Consider the following 19,763-nt stretch of genomic DNA (forward strand, 5'->3'; position numbering starts at 1 on the left):
GGGTGGCGTCCGGCGGTGTCGTCTCCAGCGTCAACCGGATCGTCTCGGCGATCTCTTCGTCGCCGATCTGGCGCGGCGCGCCGGGACGCGGCTCGTCGTAAAGCCCATCGAGCCGCTGCTCGGCGAAGCGCCGTCGCCATTTGGCCACCGTGTTCGGCATCGTGCCAAGCCGCGTGGCAATCTCCTTGTTCTCAACGCCGTCCGCGGCCATCAGCACGATCTGGGCCCGCCGCGCCAGGCCCTGCGCCGTGCCGCGGCGGCGAACCAATGTCTCCAGTTCACCGCGCTCCTCACCCGTCAAAACAATCGCAACCGCCGCTTTGCCCATCGATCATCCCCTTCTCAAACAGGGAAAATGATCGCACAAATTTATCGATCAGGACACTAGGACCTCGATATGGGCGTCGATATCTCCGCCGAACCGGGACCGCTCGATGGGCCCGGATTGGAGCATGACTTGATCGGCAACACGGCGAAGAGCGAGGCGATCATCAACACAACGATGATCAGCAACAGCCTGTCGGTGAAGGCGGCCCGAAAAATTTGCAGCACATAGTGCTTGGTCTTCATGATGCCCACGCGCTTTCATCGTTACCAGCAAACGATGGCGGCAACGCACCGTCGGCACCTCAGCATCACGGTCCATGGGACGCGCGAAGCCCCCTTGACGATGCGCTGCCTGCGTCAACAGGATAACCGCTGACGGCCGAGATGGTTCCGAACGGAAAGGCGTGGCCAGGCTTGGCGAAAGCAGCGGGCCGGCAGGCTGACGCTTAGCTCCTGAGCCCCGGGGCCTCCTGGCCGGTGCGGGCGACATATTCGGTATAGCCGCCGCCATATTGATGGATGCCTTCGGGCGTCAACTCCAGCACGCGGTTGGAGAGTGCGGCGAGGAAGTGGCGGTCGTGCGAGACGAAGAGCATGGTGCCTTCGTATTCCGCCAGCGCCTTGATCAGCATTTCCTTGGTGTCGAGGTCCAGGTGGTTGGTCGGCTCGTCGAGCACCAGCAGGTTCGGCGGATCGAAGAGCATGATTGCCATTACCAGGCGCGCCTTCTCGCCGCCGGAAAGCACGCGGCACTTCTTCTCGACGTCGTCGCCGGAAAAGCCGAAACAGCCGGCAAGCGCGCGAAGCGGCGCCTGGCCGGCCTGCGGGAAGGTGTCTTCGAGCTGCTGCAGTACCGTGCGGTCGCCGTCGAGCAGGTCCATGGCGTGCTGGGCGAAGTAACCCATCTTGACGCTGGCGCCGAGGGTGACGTTGCCTTGGTCCGGTTCGGTGGAGCCGGCAACGAGTTTCAGCAGCGTGGACTTGCCGGCACCGTTGACGCCCATGATGCACCAGCGCTCGCGGCGGCGCACCATGAAGTCCAGCCCCTCATAGATGCTGCGGCTGCCGTATTTCTTGTGAACGCCCTTGATGTTGATGACATCTTCCCCGGAGCGCGGCGCCGGGCGGAACTCGAAGGCGACCGACTGGCGGCGCTTTGGCGGCTCGACACGGTCGATCTTGTCGAGCTTCTTCACCCGGCTCTGCACCTGGGCTGCGTGCGAGGCGCGCGCCTTGAAGCGCTCGATGAATTTGATCTCCTTGGCAAGCATCGCCTGCTGGCGCTCGAACTGCGCCTGCTGCTGCTTCTCGTTCTGGGCGCGCTGCTGCTCGTAGAAACCGTAGTCTCCGGAATAGGCGTTGAGCGAGCCGCCGTCGATCTCGATAACTTTAGTAATGATGCGGTTCATGAACTCGCGGTCGTGCGAGGTCATCATCAGCGCGCCGTCGTAGTTCTTGAGGAAATCTTCGAGCCAGATCAGGCTTTCGAGATCCAGATGGTTGCTCGGTTCGTCGAGCAGCATCACGTCGGGCCGCATCAGCAGGATACGCGCAAGCGCCACGCGCATCTTCCAGCCGCCCGAAAGCGCCGACACGTCACCGTCCATCATCTCCTGGCTGAAGCTCAGGCCCGCCAGCACTTCGCGGGCGCGACCCTCGAGCGCGTAGCCGCCGAGCTCCTCGTAGCGCGCCTGCACCTCGCCGTAGCGCTCGATGATCGCGTCCATCTCGTCGAGACGATCCGGATCGACCATCGCGGCCTCGAGCTCGTGCAGCTCGGCGGCGACTTCGCTCACCGGACCCGCACCGTTCATGACCTCGGCAACGGCACTGCCGCCGGCCATTTCGCCGACGTCCTGGTTGAAGTAGCCGATGGTCACGCCCTTATCGACGGCGACCTGGCCCTCATCCGGAAGTTCCTCGCCGGTGATCATGCGGAAGAGCGAGGTCTTGCCGGCGCCGTTCGGGCCGACGAGGCCGACCTTTTCGCCACGATTGAGCGCGGCCGAAGCTTCGATGAACAGGATGCGGTGGCTGAGCTGCTTGCTGATGTTTTCGATGCGGATCATGTCTGCGGTAGCCTGGAGGGAGGAGAGGGGCGCACTTGCGCCGAAATGTTGCCCCGGCCTGTCGCAGGTTTCTGCGTTACAAGCAAGACAGCAAGGGAATTTCCGGATTTCTCTATGCCCGCAAACCGCGGATGATCGGTGGCTGGAACTCCGGCTGGCTGAGGCTCTGCAGCGTTTCGGCCGGCGCGCCGTCGATATGGCCGATCACCGCCTTGGCGAGCTCCCGGCCGGCGACGCGGATGTCCTCGTACATGGTCATGACCTCCGGCCGCAGCCAGCGCAGGAAGTCGCTCGGGACCTTCGAGACCATGTCGCAGTCCTCCGTGAGCTTCTTCTTGGCCATCTCCAGGCCGGCGATCAGCGCGATCGCGCCGGAGCCGCTGCCGGAAACGATGCCGTCGGGCGCATCCTCCGAGCGCATCAGCACCTCGAAGGCGTCGCGGATCTCGACGAGCGAATGGTCGATGTTGGTTTGGTGAAAGCTGACCGCATCCGCCTGGAAATCGCGCAGGCCCCGCTCGAAGCCGGCACGCATGTGCGAATAGAAGGTGAGATGCGGCGGCGGCTCGAGCAGTACCAGCCGGCGGCGCCCGCGCGCAACGAGCTTGCGCACCGCCTCATAGGCGAAGCGCTCGTTGTCGAAGTCGTGATAGGGGTGGACGATGCCCATCTCGGTGCGGCCATGGGTGACGAACGGCAGGCCGCGCTCGGTCAGAAGCGCCACGCGCGGGTCGTGCGGCTCGGTGCGCGAGATGATCACGCCGTCGGCCGCACCCGTGTCGAGAATGTAGCGGATCGGCGCCAGCGCATCCTTGACGGCGCTATAGGGCGTGACGACCAGATGATAGGGCGTGCCGGCGAGGATCTCGGTGATGCCGACGACCATCGGGCTGGTGATGCCCATGATCTCTTCTTCCAATGTCAGCACCAGGCTGATGACATTGGTCTTGCCGGTCCTGAGGCGCACGCCGGCGCGGTTCGGCTGATAGCCGATCTGCTTGGCGACGAGGCGCACGCGCTCCTTGGTTTCCGCGCCGATGTCGGGCGCATCCTTCAGCGCCCGCGACACCGTGGTGATGCCGAGCCCGGTCATGAAGGCGATCGTCTTCAGGGTTGGCCGGCCACCGTCCGGCGGCGGCGTCTGCGGCCTGTTTTTCGTCTTGCTGTCCATTGCCGTCACCCGCCCATTCTCTGCCCGCGCGCTGCCGGCATTGTCCGTCCGGCAGCGAAACGCGTCGGTTCAGCCCTGTCCACTGCTGCCCGCCGCGTCACTTCATCGCCTTATATACGAAAAGCAGCGAGCGGCTATCCTGCTTCGGACGGAGAGAATTGCTTCAAATCTGTAACGATACAGTTGCGATGTCGAGCATTTTTGTTGCTGCACTGCGAAAGATGAAGCGGTCTGGTTGAATCTCGATGCCGTGCGGATGTTTTTTGCGTTTGCGAGATGACGATTTTCGCCGCGGCGCTTGTTGCATGGAGAAATAGCATAGATATCAAAGCTATAAGCAAGACTCCTGAATGATGCAGACGGACACGTCGGACGCGCAAAGCGCTTTGGATCCCTGATGTCATATGCACGCAATAGCTGTTTTCTAAGATTCTGTTTAAATCGATTGTGGTGGGTGTTGCGTCCTGTAATCGATTGCATTAAGTTTTTTACGGTAACGTTACAGTGAGGGAGGAGACTCATGAATTTACGTTCTTTCGCCATCGCGCTTTCGGCCGCCGTGGCCCTGCCGCTCAGCGCAGCCAATGCTGCCGATCTTGAAGTGACCCATTGGTGGACGTCCGGCGGTGAAGCGGCCGCGGTCGCGGAACTGGCCAAGGCTTTCGATGCGACGGGCAATCACTGGGTCGATGGCGCGATCGCCGGATCCGGCGGTACCGCCCGCCCGATCATGATCAGCCGCATCACCGGCGGCGACCCGATGGGCGCCACCCAGTTCAACCATGGCCGCCAGGCGGAAGAGCTGGTTCAATCCGGGCTGATGCGCGACTTGACCGATGTCGCCACCCGCGAGAACTGGAAGGACATCATCAAGCCGGCGAGCCTGCTCGATTCCTGCACGATCGACGGCAAGATCTACTGCGCGCCGGTCAATATCCATTCCTGGCAGTGGCTGTGGCTGTCGAACGCCGCCTTCAAGAAAGCTGGCGTCGAAGTGCCGAAGAACTGGGATGAGTTCGTGGCCGCCGCACCGGCGCTGGAAAAGGCCGGCATCGTGCCGCTCGCCGTCGGTGGTCAGCCCTGGCAGGCAGCCGGCGCCTTCGACGTGCTGATGGTCGCGATCGCCGGCAAGGACACCTTCCAGAAGGTCTTCGGCGACAAGGACGAGGAAGTGGCGGCAGGCCCGGAAATCGCCAAGGTCTTCAAGGCTGCTGATGACGCCCGCCGCATGTCGAAGGGCACCAATGTCCAGGACTGGAACCAGGCCACCAACATGGTCATCACCGGCAAGGCCGGCGGCCAGATCATGGGCGACTGGGCGCAGGGTGAGTTTGCTCTCGCCGGCCAGAAGGCTGGAACGGATTACACCTGCCTGCCGGGCCTCGGCGTCAACGAGATCATCTCCACCGGCGGCGACGCCTTCTACTTCCCGCTCCTGAAGGACGAGGAGAAGTCCAAGGCCCAGGAAGCGCTCGCATCGACGCTGCTCGATCCGAAGACGCAGGTCGCCTTCAACCTCAAGAAGGGCTCGCTGCCGGTGCGCGGTGACGTCGATCTCGCCGCCGCCAACGACTGCATGAAGAAGGGCCTGGACATCCTTGCCAAGGGCAATGTGATCCAGGGCACGGACCAGCTGCTTTCGGCTGACAGCCAGAAGCAGAAGGAGGACCTGTTCTCCGAATTCTTCGCCAACCCGTCGATCACCCCGGAAGACGCGCAGAAGCGTTTCGCCGAGATCATCGCCGCGGCGGAGTGACCGCAACTGCCTTGATTGACCGGCTCCGCCGAGGTGGTGGAGCCGGCCGAGGCCTCCCTTTCGGGGCGGCGTGAGCCGCACCGGTGGCCTGTGCGGGCTGGTCTCGCACGGCGCTTCAGGAGCGGTTGTCGCCCTGATGCGGCGGGACGCGCGGAACGCGCGGCGCTGCCCATCGTCCGAAACCCATTGCAGTTCCGGAGGAACGAAACATGGCGGGTTACAGTGAGGGTTCGGGCCGACCGAACCAGTGGCTGCGGAACCTGAATGCGAAAATTGCCTCCGTCCCGATGATCCTGACGGCCGTGGTGATTTTCCTCGGCGGCACGATCTGGACGGTCGTCTATTCCTTTACCAATTCCAAGCTCTTGCCGCGGCTCTCTTTCGTCGGCCTCGATCAGTACGAACGCCTCTGGGATGCGCCGCGCTGGCTCGTCTCGGTGCAGAATCTGGCGATCTACGGCATCTTCTCTTTGATTTTCAGCCTGGTGATCGGCTTCGTTCTGGCGGCGCTGATGGATCAGAAGATCCGCTTCGAGAACACCTTCCGCACCATCATGCTCTATCCCTTCGCCCTGTCCTTCATCGTCACGGGCCTAGTCTGGCAATGGCTGCTGAACCCGGAGTTCGGCATCCAGTCGGTGGTGCGCTCGCTCGGCTGGGAGAGCTTCACCTTCGACCCGCTCTACAATTCCGACATCGTCATCTACGGCATTCTGATCGCCGCACTCTGGCAGGGAACCGGGCTCGTGATGTGCCTGATGCTCGCGGGCTTGCGCGGTATCGACGAGGATATCTGGAAGGCCGCGCGCGTCGACGGAATTCCCATGTGGAAGACCTATCTCTTCGTCGTCATCCCGATGATGCGCGGCGTCTTCATCACCACGCTGGTCATCATCGCCAGCGGCATCGTCAAGGTCTACGACCTGGTCGTGGCGCAGACGAGCGGCGGTCCCGGCATCGCCTCGGAAGTGCCGGCCAAATACGTCTACGACTACATGTTCCAGGCGCAGAACCTCGGCCAGGGCTTCGCCGCCTCGACCATGATGCTCATCACCGTCGCCATCATCATCGTGCCTTGGGCCTATCTGGAATTCGGGGGAGGGCGCAAGCGTGTCTGATATCGTTGCTTTCAATTCGGTCGCCGAAGAGGCCGCACCCAAGGCACAAGTCGACCGGGTCGTCGCCGGTCCTCGTGGGCGGAAACCCCGCCGGGCGCTGTCCTCTCGCAATATCGTGATCTACGGCACGCTGATCGTCGTGGCGCTCTATTACCTGCTGCCGCTCTACGTGATGGTGATGACCTCGCTGAAGGGCATGCCGGAAATCCGGCTCGGCAACATCTTCGCCCCGCCGCTCGAAATCACCTTCGAGCCCTGGGTCAAGGCCTGGGCGAGCGCCTGTACTGGGCTCAACTGCGACGGGCTTTCGCGCGGTTTCTGGAACTCGGTGCGCATCACCGTTCCCTCGACGATCGTCTCGATCGCGATCGCCTCGGTCAACGGCTATGCGCTTGCCAACTGGCGCTTCAAGGGGGCGGAACTGTTCTTCACGATCCTGATCGTCGGCGCCTTCATTCCCTATCAGGTGATGATCTACCCGATCGTCATCGTGCTCCGCGAAATGGGCATCTACGGCACGCTGACCGGCCTCATCATCGTGCACACCATCTTCGGCATGCCAATCCTGACGCTGCTCTTCCGCAACTATTTCGCCGGTCTGCCGGAGGAACTGTTCAAGGCGGCGCGCGTCGATGGCGCGGGCTTCTGGACGATCTACTTCAAGATCATGCTGCCGATGTCACTGCCGATCTTCGTCGTGGCGATGATCCTGCAGGTCACCGGCATCTGGAACGACTTCCTCTTCGGCGTCGTGTTCACCCGGCCGGAATACTATCCGATGACGGTCCAGCTCAACAACATCGTCAACTCGGTCCAGGGCGTGAAGGAATACAACGTCAACATGGCGGCGACGATCCTGACCGGGGCGGTTCCGCTCTTCGTCTACTTCGTCTCCGGACGGCTTTTTGTTCGCGGCATCGCCGCCGGCGCAGTGAAAGGGTAACAACATGCAAAACGTCAGCGTATCGGTCAAAGACCTGTCGTTGAGCTTCGGCGCCGTGACTGTGCTCGACACGCTCAACCTCGACATCAAGGACGGCGAGTTCCTGGTGCTGCTCGGCTCTTCGGGCTGCGGCAAGTCCACCCTGCTCAACTGCATCGCCGGCCTGCTCGATGTCAGCGACGGGCAGATCTTCATCAAGAACAAGAACGTCACCTGGGAGGAGCCCAAGGACCGCGGCATCGGCATGGTGTTCCAGTCCTACGCGCTCTATCCGCAGATGTCGGTGGAGAAGAACCTCTCCTTCGGCCTGCAGGTCGCGAAGGTCCCGAAGGAGGAGATCGACAAGCGCGTCAGCCGCGCCGCCGAAATCCTCCAGATCCAGCCGCTCCTGAAGCGCAAGCCCTCGGAACTCTCCGGCGGCCAGCGCCAGCGCGTGGCGATCGGCCGGGCGCTGGTGCGCGATGTCGACGTGTTCCTCTTCGACGAGCCGCTCTCCAACCTCGATGCCAAGCTGCGCTCGGAGCTGCGCGTCGAGATCAAGCGGCTGCACCAGTCGCTGAAGAACACGATGATCTACGTCACGCACGATCAGATTGAGGCGCTGACGCTCGCCGACCGCATCGCCGTCATGAAGAGCGGCGTGATCCAGCAGCTTGCCGACCCGATGACGATCTACAACGCGCCGGAAAACCTGTTCGTCGCCGGTTTCATCGGCTCGCCGTCGATGAACTTCTTCCGCGGCGACCTGCAGCTTCGCGATCAGCGCGCCTACGTCCACGTCAACGGCGTCGATTTCGACGTATCGGCCTACCCGTCACGGGCGCCGTTCGTGCATGGGCAGAAGGTCGTTCTCGGCCTGAGGCCCGAACATGTGCGCGTCGACGAGGTGGCGAGCGGGGCGGCGGCCTCGCATCGGGCGGTCGTCGATATCGAGGAGCCGATGGGCGCCGACAACCTGTTGTGGCTGAAGCTCGCCGGGCAGTCGATGTCGGTGCGCATCGCCGGCCAGCGGCGCTATGCGCCGGGCACGGCGGTCACGCTTTCCTTCGACATGGGCGTTGCCTCGATCTTCGATGCGACGAGCGAGAATCGCATTTAGCTGCATGTCGCGCAAAGGTGTGAAGCGGTTTTGCGGAAACGATACGCGCGGACGTAGAGAATAGGGGGTGGCGCCGGGCGGAATGCTGCCCGGCCCATCCCGGCGATGACAGCGCCGGCGCCTGTGCCGGCCGACCAGTGGAATACGACAATGCTCTCCGAGGACTACACCCGCACCGCCATCCGTCTCGACCTCGCAGGCGATTGGCAGCTCTCTTCCGTCGACCACAGTCACACGCTGGCGATGGCGCTGCCGGGTGATGTGCACTCGGCTTTGCTGAGGGCCGGCGCGATCGACGACCCCTATGTCGGCCGCAACGAGAACGACGTGCAGTGGGTGGCGCACAAGGACTGGGTGATCGAACGCTCGGTTACGGTCGCAGCCGGTGACCTCTCGGGCTACTGGTATCTCGACCTCGAATGCCTCGACACGGTTGCCTCGGTCTTCGTCAACGACCGGCTGGTGCTCGAGGCGGATAATTGCTTCCGCCGCTATCGGCCGGATGTCTCGAAGGCGCTCGTCGCCGGTGAGAACCACATCCGCATCGCGCTACGGTCCTCGATATCGGAAGGCGCCCGCCGTCAGGCAGCACAGCCCTTCTACGTGCCCTATCATCCCGGCAATTCGCCGATCGCCAATGGCAACATGCTGCGCAAGCCCCAATGCCATTTCGGCTGGGACTGGAACCTCGCGATCGCGCCGCTCGGTGTCTATGGCGAGATCGCGCTCTGCCGGCTGGAGACCGCCCGCATCGAGCATGTCACGACAAAGCAGATTTGGCTGGAGGATGGCGCCGTCGACCTCGTGGTGACTGTGACGCTCTTTGCCGATGCGCCCGGCATCGTGCCCATACATTTCTCGCTCGACGTGGACCGCGAGCGGCTGGACTGCGCCGTCGGCAAAGGGGAGACCCGCATCACCCATGTCTTCACCGTCGCCAAGCCGAAGCGCTGGTGGCCGGCCGGCAGCGGCGAGCAGCACTTGTCGGTCCTGACCGTCGAGGTGCCGCAGGAGCAGGTGACCCGCCAGATCGGCTTCCGCACCATCGAACTGCTGACCGACAAGGACGAGGCCGGCAGCCGCTTTGCCTTCCGCGTCAACGGCCGCGAGATCTTCTGCAAGGGGGCCAACTGGATCCCGGCCGATGCGCTGGCGTCGCGGGTGACGCGGGAGGGCGTCGAAGACCTACTGACCTCGGCCGTCGACGCCAACATGAACATGATCCGCGTCTGGGGCGGCGGCTTCTACGAGCCGGACTGGTTCTACGATCTCTGCGACCGGCTGGGACTGATGGTCTGGCAGGACTTCATGTTCGCCTGCAACCTCTATCCCTCGACCCCGGATTTCCTGGAAAACGTCGCGGCCGAGGTGGACTATCAGGCCAAGCGCCTGTCGACCCATCCGTCGATCGCGGTCTGGTGCGGCGACAACGAGCTCGTCGGTGCGCTCACCTGGTTCGATGAACCGCGCAAGGACCGCGATCGCTATCTCGTCTCCTATGACCGGCTGAACCGCACGATCGAAGTGGCGCTGAAAGCGGCGCTGCCGGAAGCGATCTGGTGGCCGTCGAGCCCGGCGTCGGGCTATCTCGACTTCGGCGATGCCTGGCATGCCGATGGCTCCGGCGACATGCACTATTGGTCGGTCTGGCACGAGAACAAGTCTTTCGACAATTACCGCAGCGTGCGCCCGCGCTTCTGCTCGGAGTTCGGCTTCCAGTCCTACACGTCGATGCCGGTCATCCGGCAGTTTGCGGCGGAAAAGGACCTCAACATCGCGTCGCCCGTCATGGAGAGCCACCAGAAGAATGTCGGCGGCAACGAACGCATCGCCGGCACGATGTTCCGCTACTTCCGCTTTCCCAAGGACTTCCCGGCTTTCGTCTATCTCAGCCAGATCCAGCAGGGGCTGGCGATCCGTACCGCCGTCGACTACTGGCGCTCGCTGAAACCCCATTGCATGGGCACGCTCTACTGGCAGCTCAACGACACCTGGCCGGTCGCCTCCTGGTCGAGCCTCGACTATGGCGGCAGCTGGAAGGCGATGCACTACATGGTCCGGCGCTTCTTCCAGCCGGTCTCGGTTGCGGCGATTCCGTCCGCGGACGGCAAGAACATCGCCTTCTCGATGGTTAATGACACCGCCGAGCCCGTGACGGTCGAGCTTCAGACCTTCCTCGTTTCGCTCGATGGCAAGCGCACGCCGCTGACGGCGGCCGCCGGCACCTGCAGCCCGGATCGCGCGGCAACGCTGGTGACGATCGCGGCTTCCGATATTCCCGCCGACAGCTTGCTGTTCTGGTCCTTCGAGGCGTCGAACGCGATGCGCGGCGAGGGCCATCACGTCAACGGCACCTACAAGGCGCTCGACCTCATGCCCTCCGGTTTGACGCTCGATGTCGCTCCAGTAGGCGAGGGCGCGTTCGACGTCACCGTCAGCGCAAGCGGGCTGGCGCTGCACGTGATGATCGAGGCGGACGTCCCTGGCCGCTACTCCGACAATGCCTTCGACCTCTTGGCCGGCGAAACGAAGATCGTCCGATTTACGTCGAAGGAACTGCTTGGCCTCGGTGAGTTCCCGCGCTTCTCCGCCTTCGATCTCGAATCCAGCCAGGGAAAGGGTTGACCGCCATGAAACGCAGCCACGTCAACGATATCATCGCCAAGAGCGATGCCTTCATGAAGAGCTTCGGCTTCACGCTGCCGCCCTTTGCCTATTGGTCGCCGGAGCAGTTGAAGGCGCGTGTCGCCTCCGACAGCCCGACGATCTTCGATGCTCGCCTCGGCTGGGACATCACCGACTACGGCAAGGGTCGCTTCGACGAATTCGGGCTGGTGCTCTTCACGCTCCGCAACGGCGACGCTTCCAACCTCAGGACCGGGCAGGGCATGGTCTATGCCGAGAAGCTGATGATCACCGCCAAGGGCCAGGTCAATCCGTTGCACCGCCACGCGGTGAAGACCGAGGACATCATCAATCGGGGCGGCGGCGCGCTGGTGCTGCAGATGTACAATTCTAGGCCCGATGGTTCCGTCGACGAGGAGAGCGATGTCGTCGTCGCCACCGATGCGCGGCTGCGACGCTTGAAAGCCGGTGATTTGCTGAAGTTGAAGGCTGGCGAAAGCGTCACGCTTCTGCCCGGCAACTGGCACGCCTTCTGGGCCGAAGGCGCCGACGTGCTGATGGGCGAGGTTTCGACCGTCAACGACGATCTTACCGACAATTATTTCCGCGAACCCGTCGGCCGCTTCTCGGCGATCGAGGAGGACACGGCACCCACCCACTTGCTGGTGTCGGACTACGACACCTGGCTCAAGTGATCCCAGCAATCCCAAGACCAAAGGACCAAACGAGGAGGATTTCATGAAGGACGTCAGTTTCCAGCTCTATAGCGCCCGCAATTTCCCGCCTTTCGCCAACGTGCTCACGGCGCTCGGTGAGGCCGGCTACAGCCAGGTCGAAGGTTACGGCGCGCTCTATGCGGCGCTCAGCGACGCGGAGATCGCGAGTTTCAAGGAAGGGCTCGACAGCAATGGCCTGGCCATGCCGACTGCCCACTTCGGTCTCGACATGCTGGAGAGCGATCCGGCGCGCGTGCTCGAGATCGCCAAGGCGCTCGGCATCAAGGCGATCTATTGCCCCTACCTGATGCCCGACCAGCGCCCGACGGACGCCGCCGGCTGGCGTGCCTTCGGCGAGCGGCTGCAGAAGGCCGGCAAGCCCTATCGCGACGCCGGGCTGACCTTCGGCTGGCACAATCACGATTTCGAATTCGCAGCGCTTCCCGATGGCAGCATCCCGCAGGACCTGATCTTCGCGGGCGGCCCGGATCTTTCCTGGGAGGCCGACATCGCCTGGATCATCCGCGGCGGTGCCGATCCGATCGCCTGGATCAGGAAATACGGCGACCGCATCACCGCCGTGCACGTGAAGGACATCGCGCCGGCCGGCGAGAAAAAGGACGAGGACGGCTGGGCCGATGTCGGCGAGGGCATCGTCGACTGGAAGGGCCTGTTCCAGGCGCTTGCCTCCACCAAGGCCCGCTACTTCATCGCGGAGCACGACAATCCGAGCGATTTCAAGCGCTTCGCCAAGCGCTCGCTCGCCTCCATCCAATCCTATTGAGAAGCAGGTTCATCCATGACCAAAGAACTTGGCGTCGGCATCATCGGATGCGGCAACATCTCCACCACTTATTTCAGGCTCGCGCCGCTCTTTAAGGGCATCAAGGTTATCGCCTGTGCTGACATCAACCCGGCGGCGGCCGAGGCGCGGGCGGCCGAATACGGCGTCGAGGCGCAGAGCATCGAGGCGCTGCTGGCCAATCCGGATGTCGATATCGTCGTCAATCTGACGGTCCCGGACGCGCATTTCCCGGTATCGAAGGCGATCCTCGAAGCGGGCAAACACGTCTATTCCGAAAAGCCGCTGGTGCTTTCGCTGGAACAGGGCGAAGAACTGCGGGCGATCGCCAAGGCGAAAGGTCTGACGGTCGGCTGCGCGCCGGATACCTTCCTCGGCGGCGCGCACCAGCTTGCCCGCAGCACCATTGACGCCGGCAAGATCGGCCGGGTGACCTCGGGCACCTGCCACGTCATGAGCCCGGGCATGGAGATGTGGCATCCGAACCCGGACTTCTTCTTTCTGCCGGGCGGCGGGCCGATCCTCGATCTCGGGCCCTATTACATCGCCAACCTGATCAACCTGATCGGGCCGGTGAAGCGCGTCGCAGCCCTTTCCTCGATGGCGAACCCCACCCGTACGATCACCAGCGAGCCGCGCAAGGGCGAGGTGATCCCGGTCAAGACGCCGACCAACATCCATGCGCTGCTCGAATTTGAGAACGGCGCGACGATCACGCTGTCGGCAAGCTGGGATGTCTGGTCGCACCGCCATGCCAACATGGAGCTCTACGGCACCGAAGGCTCGCTCTTCGTGCCCGATCCGAACTTCTTCGGCGGCAAGGTGGAAGCAAGCGGCCGCGACAGGAACATCCAGCCGCTCGACCCCTGGGACCACCCCTTCGGCATCGAGAATCAGGAGCACCCGCAGGGACCGATCGCGAACTACCGCACCGCCGGCCTTGCCGACATGGCGCTTGCCATCCTCGAGGGCCGGGATGCCCGCTGCTCGCTCGACCGCGCGCTGCACGGAGTCGATGTGATGGTCTCGATCCTGAAGTCGGGCGAGGAGGGCCGCTTCATCGAGCTTTCCACCACCTGCACCCAGCCGGCCGCTCTCGGCATCGACGAGGCGCGGGCGCTGCTGCGCGAGACGGAGGAAGAAATATCGGGAAATCGCGTCGCCGCCGCTTCATAGCGACAGCGGACAGGTTTAGACCTTTGTGACTTCAGGTTTCCGTTGCGGCCAACCGCTACGGAAACCGTTTCATTTTCGAGGGTGGCGGATAGGGTCGCCATCCGGATACGGATCGCGGAGGATTTTGCGATGACCTGGCTACCGGCGGAAAACCGCTACGACACCATGAAATATAACCGCGTCGGCCGCTCCGGCCTGAAGCTGCCGGCGATCTCGCTGGGGCTCTGGCACAATTTCGGCGGCGACACGGCGCATGACCGCAAGGTCGACATGTGCCGCACCGCGTTTGATCTCGGCATCACCCATTTCGATCTCGCCAACAATTACGGCCCGCCTCCGGGCTCGGCCGAAACCGCCTTCGGCGAGATCATGCGCACGGATTTTGCTGGTCTGCGCGACGAGCTGATCATCTCCTCCAAGGCCGGCTACGACATGTGGCCTGGCCCCTACGGCGAATGGGGCAGCCGCAAGTACCTGATCGCTTCCTGCGACCAGAGCCTGAAGCGCATGGGCCTCGACTATGTCGACATCTTCTATTCGCACCGCTTCGATCCGGATACGCCGCTCGAAGAGACTTGCGGCGCGCTCGACCATATCGTGCGCTCGGGCCGGGCGCTCTATGTCGGCATCTCCTCCTACAATTCACAGCGCACCCGCGAAGCGGCGGCCATCCTGAAGGAACTGGGCACACCCTGCCTCATCCACCAGCCGAGCTATTCGATGCTCAATCGCTGGATCGAGGATGACGGCCTGATCCACACGCTCGAAGATCTCGGCATCGGCTCGATCGTCTTCTCGCCGCTCGCCCAGGGCATGCTGACGACCAAGTACCTCCAGGGCATTCCGGGCGACAGCCGTGCGGCGCAGAACCACTTCCTCAAGAAGGACTTCATCCGCCCGGAGATCATCGAAAACATCCGCAAACTGAACGCCATTGCCGAAAAGCGCGGCCAGACCTTGGCGCAGATGGCGCTTGCCTGGGTCTTGCGCGGCGGCCGCATCACCTCGGCGCTGATCGGCGCCAGCCGCTCCGAGCAGATCGTCGATTGCGTCAAGGCGTTGGAGAACGACACGTTCACGGCAGACGAGCTGGCCGAGATCGATCTCTATGCGCGCGAGGCCGACATCAACCTCTGGGCCAAGTCAGCCGAGCTCTAAGTTCTGCTGAAAACATTGATTTGCCTGCATTTTGGGCAATATTGTCTGCTTTCCGGCGCATTAGACAAAAGTCGAAGATGTGCCGGAAATCGCCTTCTGGACATGCCTTGGTGTTTCTGTAAGGTGCGAGCATGCCCGTCGGTTACGGCGCCGATTTGCGCCGTTTCGGCAGGTTAACGAGGAGGAGCCACCGTCGTCCGGGAAGGGGCGGGGTGGATTGATGGGTGGTGGCGCTGATCGCGGCCGCCCTTTTGGCGAGAACTAGGGGAGGAACCATGGATCGCCGTTCATTTATCAAAAACGCGGGTCTCGGCGGGCTCGGTGCGGCTGCCGCCACGGCACTCGCATCGCCGGCCATCGCGCAATCGAACCCGAAGATCAACTGGCGCCTGGCATCGTCGTTCCCGAAATCGCTCGACACGATCTACGGCGGCGGCGAAGTGCTGGCAAAATATGTGTCGGAAGCAACCGACGGCGCCTTCCAGATCCAGGTCTTTGCTGCCGGCGAAATCGTTCCCGGCCTGCAGGCCGCTGACGCTGCTGCGGCCGGTACGGTCGAAGCCTGCCACACGGTTGCCTACTATTACTGGGGCAAGGATCCGACCTGGGCGCTGGGCTCTGCCGTGCCCTTCGCGCTCAATGCGCGCGGCATGAACGCCTGGCATTACCATGGCGGCGGCATCGACATGTTCAACGAATTCCTGGGGGCCCAGGGCCTCGTCGGCTTCCCCAACGGCAATACCGGCGTGCAGATGGGCGGCTGGTTCCGCAAGGAGATCAAAACGGTCGCCGACCTGCAGGGCCTGAAGATGCGCATCGGGGGCTTCGCCGGCAAGGTCGTCGAAAGGCTCGGCGTCGTGCCGCAGCAGATCGCCGGCGGCGACATCTATCCGGCGCTCGAAAAGGGCACCATCGACGCGGCCGAGTGGGTCGGACCCTATGACGACGAGAAGCTCGGCTTCTACAAGGTCGCGCCCTATTACTACTATCCCGGCTGGTGGGAAGGTGGCCCGACGGTCCATGCGATGTTCAACAAGGCGGCCTTCGACGGCCTGCCGAAGAACTATCAGTCGCTGCTGCGCATCGCCTGCCAGGCGGCTGACGCGAACATGCTGCAGAAGTACGACTACCTGAATCCGTCGGCGATCAAGCGCCTCGTTGCGTCCGGCGCAAAGCTTAGCCCGTTCAGCGCCGAAATCCTGTCGGCCTGCTTCGACAAGGCGAACGAAGTCTATGCCGAAATGGAAGACGCGAACCCAACCTTCAAGAAGATCTGGGACTCGATCAAGGCCTTCCGTGGCGAGTATTACCTCAATGCCCAGATCGCCGAATACAACTACGACACCTTCATGATGATCCAGCAGCGCGGCGGCAAGCTCTAAGCTTCCACCCGTTGGACAGATCAGGAGCCGCTCGCAACATCCATTGCGGGCGGCTTTTTCGTTCGGCGGCATCAACCGGCGAACGCAGCAGCTTCGTGGTAGACTTGCGGCCTCAACGGAACGGAGGAGCAGCCATGCCAGGCGAAGGCCAATCGCTCGTGCTCGGACCCGGCGAGGGCCGGCGGTACGACATGGGCGCCATACAGGCGGTGTTCAAGGCCGATGGGCCGGAGACCGAGGGGCGCTTTTCAATCTCGGAATGGTGGCTGGAGGCCCGGCATGAAGGGCCGGGCGCCCATAAGCACGACGACAATGACGAGATCTTCTACGTGATCGAGGGAACCGCCAGCATCCTCGTCGGCGAGACCTGGCACCAGATGGCCGAGGGCTCGCTCTGCGTCATCCCGCGCGGGACGATGCATGATTTTCGCAACGAGAGCGCCTCGCGCATGGGCCTGCTCAACGTCTTCGTCGGAGGTCCGTTCGAGGAAATGATGCCGATGATCGTCGATTGGTATCGGGAAAACCCGGCGAAGCGGCTCGACTGAGCGGAATATCTATCCGGAGGAACCCGTCAGCCAATGAAGACGGCGGCCTGGTTAGCGGGCATCCATCCTCCGCCGTCCGCGCCCTTGTGGCGGGAAGCCAGCGACCAGACGTCCGTCGGGTCTAAGACTCTTTTCAGCCCAAGGATCTTGGATAGCGCCCGGGCTTGCCCGGCAAGCTTGCGTCGATCGGTTTTGCCTTTGCCGACAGCCTCACGGCGGCGCCGCAAAGGACCATCTCCGGAGGACGGCAAGCTGAGAGGGCGGCCCGTGGGGCCGCCCTCTATTTGCGTGCCTGTCCGCTCTACTTGAACGATGGCGGCTGGCTGAGGTCGTTTGAAGGTGCCGTTTGCGGCTGGGCACCCGTGCCGCCAAATGAAGGCGGCTGGCTAAGGTCGTTCGACGGCGCCGGCTGCGGCGGGGCACCGCCACCCTGATCGGCAGGCTTCTGGTCGGCCGGCTTCTGGTCGAGCGGGCTGCCGCCCGGAAGCTGCAGGCCGCCGGGCAGGCCGAGGCCGCCGCCGTTGTCCGGAAGCCCCAGGCCGCCACCACCGGTGCCGAAACCGGGCACCTCGATCTTGATGGTGTTCGGATCGACGACAGCACCGGTTCCCTTGTAGTGCATGACCATCTGCGGGAACATGATCGTCAGCGCCACCATCAGGATCTGGATGCCGACGAAGGGCACTGCACCCCAGTAGATCTGCCCGGTCGTGACCGGCTGGATCGTCTTGCCGGTGATCTTGTCGAGATACGGCACCCTTGCTGCGACCGAGCGCAGGTAGAAGAGCGCGAAGCCGAAGGGCGGGTGCATGAAGCTCGTCTGCATGTTGATGCCGAGCAGCACGCCGAACCAGATGAGGTCGATGCCGAGCTTGTCGGCCGCGGGCGCCAGCAGCGGAACGATGATGAAGGCAAGCTCGAAGAAATCCAGGAAGAAGGCCAGGAAGAAGACGAGCACGTTGACGGTAATGAGGAAGCCGACTTCACCGCCCGGCATTGCCGTCAGCAGGTGTTCGACCCAGATGTGGCCGTTGACCCCGTAGAAGGTGAGCGAGAAGACGCGCGCCCCGATCAGGATGAACAGCACGAAGGCCGAAAGCCGGGTGGTGGCCGTGAGGGCGCCGCGCACGACGTCCATGTGCAGCCGGCCCTTGGCCGCAGCCATGATCAGCGCGCCGACCGCGCCCATGGCGCCGCCTTCCGTCGGCGTCGCGATGCCGAGGAAGATGGTGCCGAGAACGAGGAAGATCAGCGCCAGCGGCGGGATCAGCACGATGATGACCTGCTGGGCGAGCCGCGACATCGCATTGATCTTCAGGCTCTTGTCGGCAAGGGCGGCGACATAGATGAAGGCGACGCCAACCGTTGCACCGAGAATGTCGGCGTTCTCGCCCTGGGTCGGGGAGAGGTAGACGTGGGCGGCATAGGCGATGCCGGCTGCTACCGCGAGCGCGATCGCCAGCGAGGTGACGCCGGAACCCAACGTGCGCGCTTCCAGCGGCAGCGCCGGCATGGAGTCACGCTTCAGGATCGTCATGATCAGGATGTAGGTCATGTAAAGGCCGGTCAGCACCAGACCCGGGATCAGCGCGCCGGCATACATGTCGCCGACCGAGCGGCCGAGCTGGTCGGCAAGAACGATCAGGACGAGCGACGGCGGGATGATCTGGGCGAGCGTGCCCGAAGCCGCGATGACGCCCGAGGCGACCTTCCGGTCATAGCCGTAGCGCAGCATGATCGGCAGCGAGATCAGGCCCATGGCGATGACCGAGGCGGCAACGACGCCTGTCGTGGCGGCCAGCAGCGCGCCGACGAAGATCACCGCATAGGCAAGACCGCCGCGGATCGGGCCGAAGAGCTGGCCGATCGTGTCGAGCAGGTCTTCGGCCATGCCCGATTTCTCGAGCACGATCCCCATGAAGGTAAAGAAGGGAATGGCGAGCAACGTGTCGTTCGACATCACCCCCCAGAACCGGTCCGGCAGCGCGTTGAGCAACGGCCAGGAAAGGTTGATCGAGTCGGACAGCGGCGCGAGCTCGACGCCGATGATGAAGAACAAGAGGCCGTTGGCGGCGAGCGAGAAGGCGACCGGGTATCCCAAGAGCAGGAACACGATCAGCGACGCGAACATGATCGGCGCCAGGTTTTCAGCAATGAATTCGATCATGGACGGGTCTCCGGAGACACGGCATCGTCAAGCGGCGCATGGGTCGGCACATAGGGTGTCGGGTCCTCCATGTTGCCGGTCATGATCGCGATCTTCTTGATGATCTCGGATACGCCCTGAAAGGCGAGCAGCAGAAAGCCGACGAGCAGGATGGCCTTGGCCGGCCAGATGATCAGGCCGCCGGCCGAGGAGGAGACTTCGCCCGAGACGTAGGACATCCTCACATAGGGGAAGAGGTAGTAGAGCACGAGCAGCACGAAGGGCATCAGGAACAGGAGGTGTCCCAGCAAATCGATCCAGTGCTGCACGCGGCGCGAGAACTGGCCGTAGACCACGTCGATGCGGATATGCTCGTTCTGGCTCAGCGTGTAGGCGGCCGCAAACATGAAGGCGGCGCCGAACAGGTACCATTGCGCCTCGAGCCAGGCGTTCGACGACATGTTGAAGATCTTTCGGATCACGGCATTGCCGGCGCTGACGAGCACAGCGGCCAGGATCAGCCATGAAACGCTCTTTCCGATGAATTCCGTAATCGTGTCTATTAATCGGCTGAAGCCGAGCAAAACTCTCATCGATTTCCTCCCCGCGATGGCTTCTTATCGTTGTTGTGCCAAGCACAGCCAGAGTGCCGATTTCAAGCGCGCGTTCAAGTGCGAGACGTGATTTTCCCATGTAGTTCGGCCGCCTCCGACTAAAGTAGAATGTG

General features: G+C 63.1%; 17 protein-coding genes. 12 read left to right on the top strand and 5 right to left on the bottom strand.

Annotated elements, in window-relative coordinates; all coding sequences use genetic code 11:
* Window positions 1-328 (bottom strand): helix-turn-helix domain-containing protein (locus AC0C6X_RS11430; RefSeq protein WP_472953164.1); only part of this gene is annotated, 328 nt, incomplete at its 3' end.
* Window positions 329-397: 69 nt separating this feature from the next.
* On the opposite strand from AC0C6X_RS11430, the gene AC0C6X_RS11435 reads away from it, so the two are divergent.
* Window positions 398-556 (top strand): hypothetical protein, encoded by a 159-nt coding sequence (locus AC0C6X_RS11435; protein ID WP_247960923.1) that lies wholly within the window; start codon window positions 398-400, stop codon window positions 554-556.
* A gap of 217 nt (window positions 557-773) precedes the next feature.
* Here the strand turns inward: AC0C6X_RS11435 and AC0C6X_RS11440 are convergent, their stop codons facing one another.
* The gene (locus AC0C6X_RS11440) at window positions 774-2,396 is read right to left on the bottom strand and encodes an ABC-F family ATP-binding cassette domain-containing protein (protein WP_173516783.1); all 1,623 of its coding nucleotides are present in this window, start codon (window positions 2,394-2,396) and stop codon (window positions 774-776) included.
* A gap of 112 nt (window positions 2,397-2,508) precedes the next feature.
* The gene (locus AC0C6X_RS11445; RefSeq protein WP_247960922.1) at window positions 2,509-3,567 is read right to left on the bottom strand and encodes a LacI family transcriptional regulator; all 1,059 of its coding nucleotides are present in this window, start codon (window positions 3,565-3,567) and stop codon (window positions 2,509-2,511) included.
* 520 nt (window positions 3,568-4,087) lie between these two features.
* On the opposite strand from AC0C6X_RS11445, the gene AC0C6X_RS11450 reads away from it, so the two are divergent.
* The 11 genes from AC0C6X_RS11450 to AC0C6X_RS11500 all read left to right on the top strand — a co-directional run bounded on the left by AC0C6X_RS11450 (window position 4,088) and on the right by AC0C6X_RS11500 (window position 16,890).
* Window positions 4,088-5,323: an ABC transporter substrate-binding protein gene (locus tag AC0C6X_RS11450; RefSeq protein ID WP_173516781.1), complete on the top strand. Its 1,236-nt coding sequence runs from the start codon at window positions 4,088-4,090 to the stop codon at window positions 5,321-5,323.
* 209 nt (window positions 5,324-5,532) lie between these two features.
* Complete coding sequence (locus AC0C6X_RS11455; protein ID WP_173516780.1) at window positions 5,533-6,441, top strand: carbohydrate ABC transporter permease; 909 nt, start codon at window positions 5,533-5,535, stop codon at window positions 6,439-6,441.
* A gap of 1 nt (window position 6,442) precedes the next feature.
* Window positions 6,443-7,384: a carbohydrate ABC transporter permease gene (locus AC0C6X_RS11460; RefSeq protein WP_376741653.1), complete on the top strand. Its 942-nt coding sequence runs from the start codon at window positions 6,443-6,445 to the stop codon at window positions 7,382-7,384.
* A 4-nt stretch (window positions 7,385-7,388) separates the two neighbouring features.
* Complete coding sequence (locus AC0C6X_RS11465; protein ID WP_173516778.1) at window positions 7,389-8,483, top strand: ABC transporter ATP-binding protein; 1,095 nt, start codon at window positions 7,389-7,391, stop codon at window positions 8,481-8,483.
* 150 nt (window positions 8,484-8,633) lie between these two features.
* Window positions 8,634-11,108, top strand: a complete 2,475-nt coding sequence (locus tag AC0C6X_RS11470) for a beta-mannosidase (RefSeq protein ID WP_472953168.1) — start codon at window positions 8,634-8,636, stop codon at window positions 11,106-11,108.
* Between the two features lie 5 nt (window positions 11,109-11,113).
* Complete coding sequence (locus tag AC0C6X_RS11475; protein WP_472953171.1) at window positions 11,114-11,803, top strand: D-lyxose/D-mannose family sugar isomerase; 690 nt, start codon at window positions 11,114-11,116, stop codon at window positions 11,801-11,803.
* A gap of 43 nt (window positions 11,804-11,846) precedes the next feature.
* A complete protein-coding gene (locus AC0C6X_RS11480) occupies window positions 11,847-12,608 on the top strand; it encodes a sugar phosphate isomerase/epimerase family protein (RefSeq protein ID WP_472953174.1) in 762 nt (253 codons plus the stop codon).
* 15 nt (window positions 12,609-12,623) lie between these two features.
* Window positions 12,624-13,802, top strand: a complete 1,179-nt coding sequence (locus AC0C6X_RS11485; protein WP_173516774.1) for a Gfo/Idh/MocA family protein — start codon at window positions 12,624-12,626, stop codon at window positions 13,800-13,802.
* Between the two features lie 129 nt (window positions 13,803-13,931).
* Window positions 13,932-14,960 (top strand): L-glyceraldehyde 3-phosphate reductase, encoded by a 1,029-nt coding sequence (gene mgrA, locus AC0C6X_RS11490; RefSeq protein ID WP_472953176.1) that lies wholly within the window; start codon window positions 13,932-13,934, stop codon window positions 14,958-14,960.
* 275 nt (window positions 14,961-15,235) lie between these two features.
* Window positions 15,236-16,342 (top strand): TRAP transporter substrate-binding protein, encoded by a 1,107-nt coding sequence (locus AC0C6X_RS11495; protein ID WP_173516772.1) that lies wholly within the window; start codon window positions 15,236-15,238, stop codon window positions 16,340-16,342.
* Window positions 16,343-16,476: 134 nt separating this feature from the next.
* Window positions 16,477-16,890 (top strand): cupin domain-containing protein, encoded by a 414-nt coding sequence (locus AC0C6X_RS11500; RefSeq protein WP_472953177.1) that lies wholly within the window; start codon window positions 16,477-16,479, stop codon window positions 16,888-16,890.
* A 301-nt stretch (window positions 16,891-17,191) separates the two neighbouring features.
* Here the strand turns inward: AC0C6X_RS11500 and AC0C6X_RS11505 are convergent, their stop codons facing one another.
* Together AC0C6X_RS11505 and AC0C6X_RS11510 are read right to left on the bottom strand one after the other, a co-directional pair.
* Entirely contained in the window at window positions 17,192-19,057 is a 1,866-nt protein-coding gene (locus AC0C6X_RS11505) for a TRAP transporter large permease (protein ID WP_472953179.1), read from the bottom strand.
* A complete protein-coding gene (locus tag AC0C6X_RS11510) occupies window positions 19,054-19,629 on the bottom strand; it encodes a TRAP transporter small permease subunit (protein WP_472953181.1) in 576 nt (191 codons plus the stop codon). The genes AC0C6X_RS11505 and AC0C6X_RS11510 overlap by 4 nt, the downstream gene beginning before the upstream one ends.
* Window positions 19,630-19,763 lie beyond the last annotated feature (134 nt).

Source organism: Ensifer sp. VA4, from assembly GCF_055710065.1.

Bases quoted from the DNA above. Each gene is read 5' to 3' on its own strand.
- AC0C6X_RS11435 (WP_247960923.1), top strand. From the start codon at position 398: ATGGGCGTCGATATCTCCGCCGAACCGGGACCGCTCGATGGGCCCGGA.
- AC0C6X_RS11440 (WP_173516783.1), bottom strand. From the start codon at position 2,396: ATGATCCGCATCGAAAACATCAGCAAGCAGCTCAGCCACCGCATCCTG.
- AC0C6X_RS11445 (WP_247960922.1), bottom strand. From the start codon at position 3,567: ATGGACAGCAAGACGAAAAACAGGCCGCAGACGCCGCCGCCGGACGGT.
- AC0C6X_RS11450 (WP_173516781.1), top strand. From the start codon at position 4,088: ATGAATTTACGTTCTTTCGCCATCGCGCTTTCGGCCGCCGTGGCCCTG.
- AC0C6X_RS11455 (WP_173516780.1), top strand. From the start codon at position 5,533: ATGGCGGGTTACAGTGAGGGTTCGGGCCGACCGAACCAGTGGCTGCGG.
- AC0C6X_RS11465 (WP_173516778.1), top strand. From the start codon at position 7,389: ATGCAAAACGTCAGCGTATCGGTCAAAGACCTGTCGTTGAGCTTCGGC.
- AC0C6X_RS11470 (WP_472953168.1), top strand. From the start codon at position 8,634: ATGCTCTCCGAGGACTACACCCGCACCGCCATCCGTCTCGACCTCGCA.
- AC0C6X_RS11475 (WP_472953171.1), top strand. From the start codon at position 11,114: ATGAAACGCAGCCACGTCAACGATATCATCGCCAAGAGCGATGCCTTC.
- AC0C6X_RS11480 (WP_472953174.1), top strand. From the start codon at position 11,847: ATGAAGGACGTCAGTTTCCAGCTCTATAGCGCCCGCAATTTCCCGCCT.
- AC0C6X_RS11485 (WP_173516774.1), top strand. From the start codon at position 12,624: ATGACCAAAGAACTTGGCGTCGGCATCATCGGATGCGGCAACATCTCC.
- mgrA (WP_472953176.1), top strand. From the start codon at position 13,932: ATGACCTGGCTACCGGCGGAAAACCGCTACGACACCATGAAATATAAC.
- AC0C6X_RS11495 (WP_173516772.1), top strand. From the start codon at position 15,236: ATGGATCGCCGTTCATTTATCAAAAACGCGGGTCTCGGCGGGCTCGGT.
- AC0C6X_RS11500 (WP_472953177.1), top strand. From the start codon at position 16,477: ATGCCAGGCGAAGGCCAATCGCTCGTGCTCGGACCCGGCGAGGGCCGG.
- AC0C6X_RS11505 (WP_472953179.1), bottom strand. From the start codon at position 19,057: ATGATCGAATTCATTGCTGAAAACCTGGCGCCGATCATGTTCGCGTCG.
- AC0C6X_RS11510 (WP_472953181.1), bottom strand. From the start codon at position 19,629: ATGAGAGTTTTGCTCGGCTTCAGCCGATTAATAGACACGATTACGGAA.